Here is a 2,691-nt window from a genome sequence, read left to right as displayed (position 1 = left end):
TGTCAATCCCCTCAAAGCGTGGAGACGGTTCTATGCCACAGCGGCCCTCAGCAGGGCCGTTGATGCTTGCCGCTTCTCGATCATGTGACGCTCGAATGTGACAGGCGGCAGCCCGTCGTTGGCGCTGTGTCTGCGCTTGACGTTGTAGAAGTCCGCGATCCAGGTCGCGATCTTCAACCGGGCCTCCGCTCGGGTGCGGAAGCGGTGCCGGTATACGAACTCGACCTTCAGGGTGCTGTTGAGCGACTCGGCGGCTCCGTTGTCGAGCGCGCACCCGACCCGGCCCATCGACTGCACTACCCCGTGCTTGCGGCATTCGGCCTGGTAGCGGGCAGCTGTGTACTCCGAGCCGCGATCCGAATGGAAGATCACCCCATCCACGTCACCACCGCGCGTGACCACGGCCATCTGCAGCGAGGCGACCGTCAGCGCCGCGTCATGGTGCTCCGACATGGCGTAGCCGAGCAGCCGGCGAGAGAACAAGTCCTCGACCGAGGCCAAGTACAGCGGCCCCTCATCGGTGCGGATCATCGTGACATCGCCGACCCACAGCACGTCTGCAGCGATTGCGGTGAACTTCCGGCGCACCAGATCCGGCGCGGCCGGCCGCTTGCCCTGCCGGGTCAGCGGACGCGGCTTCTTCGGCCCGCGGCCGGCCAAACCGAGTTCGGCCATCCGCTTGGCCACGGTGTTCTCCGACAGCTTCCAGCCCTCCGCCCTCAAATCTTGGGCGATGCGGGGCGACCCGTAGGTGCCACCAGAGGCGGCAAAAAGCCGTTTGATCTCCTCATCCAGATGGGCGCGCCGCTCTTGGCGAGCTGTTGGCCCGCGATTCCTCCACTTGTAGAACCACGAGGACGAAACTCCCAGCGCACGAAAGCAGATCTTGTGGGGAACGCCAAACTCGGTCCTCTGGGACTCGATGAACTCCACCACGGCTATCGGTTCAGCGAGTCCTTGACCCATAGGACCACGGATCGTTTGAGGACTGTGAGACTGAAGAGGTACCGTCCGCCACGCCAGGGTCTGACCCAGTTTGAGACTGGCCACCTGTGCCTTGGTGATGACCTGTCGCCCTGGCCCGGGCGGTACCGCCGGACCAGGCGCGGATGTGTCCCCATAGGGGCCTCGCAATGTGCATCATCACAGTCCTGACCTCCTCGCCCGGCCGGTGACCACCACATCCCCGACCCTTCGAGGAGACCAGTGACTGCCTCCACCGACGACCACACCGACGCAGCCGACGTCGAGGCGCGAGAGGAGATCGTGCTCGGCGTGGATACTCATGCCGACATGCACGTCGCAGCAGTGATCACCGTCATGGGCGTGCTGATGGGCACCCAGGCGTTCCCGGCCACCGCCGACGGTTACGCGGCGCTGCTGAGCTGGGCGAGCGGACACGGCCGGCTGCGGCGGGCGGGGGTCGAGGGCACCAGCTCGCACGGCACCGCGCTCAACCGCTACCTCCGCCGCCATGACCTGCGGGTTCTGGAGGTCAACCGGCCCGACCGGGCCCGCCGGCGACGGCGCGGCAAGACCGACGCCATCGACGCCGAGAACGCCGCTCGAGCGGTGCTGTCGCAGGAGGCCGCCGCCATCGCCAAGACCGGCGACGGCCCCGTTGAGATGATCCGGATGCTCAAAGTCGCTAGAGACTCGGCGGTCAAGGCCCGTACCCAGGCCATCAACCAGCTGCGGGCCGTCCTGATGCGAGCGGATTCGGCACTGCGCGACGCGCTGGCCGGTCTGGGCTCGGTCACCCTCATCCGCACCTGCGCAGATCTGCCCGCCGCCGAGCACCGCACCATCGACGACGCGGCCCGTGGCGTGCTGCGCATGCTCGCCCGCCGCATCCTGGCCCTGACCGAAGAGGCCCGCGCGCACGAGCGAACGCTGGTGGCGATCATCACCGAATGCGCGCCGAAACTGCTCCAGCAGTACGGGATCGGGCCGGACACCGCCGCCGCGCTGCTCATCACCGCCGGCGACAACCCCGACCGGCTCGGCAGCGAAGCCGCCTTCGCCGCCCTATGCGGCGTCAACCCGATCGAGGCCTCCTCCGGCAAGACCGTCCGGCACCGGCTCAACCGTGGCGGCGACCGGCGCAGCAACAGCGCCCTCTACACCATCGTCGTGACCCGCCTCGGCCGCGATGCGCGCACCCGCGCCTACGCCGAACGCCGCACCACCGAGGGCAAATCCAAGAAAGAGATCATCCGCTGCCTCAAGCGCTACGTCGCCCGCGAAGTCTTCCCGATCATCACCGCAGCACTCTCACCAGCGCGTACTCCGCCCGCTGCGGCTTGACAAACATAGGGGCGTCATCACGCTCGTCCTCCAGCTCCGCGCGCTCCTTCTCCCAGGCGGCCTTCTCCTTGGCGTGCTGCTTGACCAGCTCGGCCCTCTCCCGCCGCAGCCGCGCAAGCTCCTCCTGCTCGGACTCCTTCAGCTTGCCGCCTCCATTGCCGTCCCGCCCGACCTGCCCCGTCGCGTGCCGGTCCATCTGCACCCAGTTGTACAGCGTGTACTCATTGATACCCAGGTCCCGCGCGATGTGCGCGACGGGTTTGCCGGTCTCCTTGACGATACGCACCGCGCCAGCCCGGAACTCCGGATCAAAGCGCCGCCTCGTGGTTCCTGCCACGACCAAACCTCTCTTGGTTCGGTCTCCACGTTACGAGGGGAAGCGCA

The 2,691-nt window shown here is 67.3% G+C and carries 3 protein-coding genes; 1 reads left to right on the top strand and 2 read right to left on the bottom strand.

The window, feature by feature from the left end; all coding sequences use genetic code 11:
* Positions 1-30 precede the first annotated feature (30 nt).
* Positions 31-933: an IS3 family transposase gene (locus E1267_RS43375; protein WP_220449957.1), complete on the bottom strand. Its 903-nt coding sequence runs from the start codon at positions 931-933 to the stop codon at positions 31-33.
* 273 nt (positions 934-1,206) lie between these two features.
* Between E1267_RS43375 and E1267_RS43370 the strand changes: the two genes are divergently transcribed.
* Positions 1,207-2,307: an IS110 family RNA-guided transposase gene (locus tag E1267_RS43370; RefSeq protein ID WP_132342091.1), complete on the top strand. Its 1,101-nt coding sequence runs from the start codon at positions 1,207-1,209 to the stop codon at positions 2,305-2,307.
* On the opposite strand, the gene E1267_RS43365 is transcribed toward E1267_RS43370, so the two are convergent.
* Positions 2,261-2,644 (bottom strand): transposase, encoded by a 384-nt coding sequence (locus tag E1267_RS43365; RefSeq protein WP_281283768.1) that lies wholly within the window; start codon positions 2,642-2,644, stop codon positions 2,261-2,263. The two genes, E1267_RS43370 and E1267_RS43365, sit on opposite strands and share 47 nt — an antisense overlap.
* Positions 2,645-2,691: the final 47 nt, after the last annotated feature.

It is taken from the genome of Nonomuraea longispora, assembly GCF_004348345.1.
Taxonomy (GTDB): Bacteria; Actinomycetota; Actinomycetes; order Streptosporangiales; family Streptosporangiaceae; genus Nonomuraea; species Nonomuraea longispora.
The sequence above is the reverse complement of the archived record's forward strand: the minus strand, read 5'-3'. Positions and strand labels throughout refer to the sequence as shown.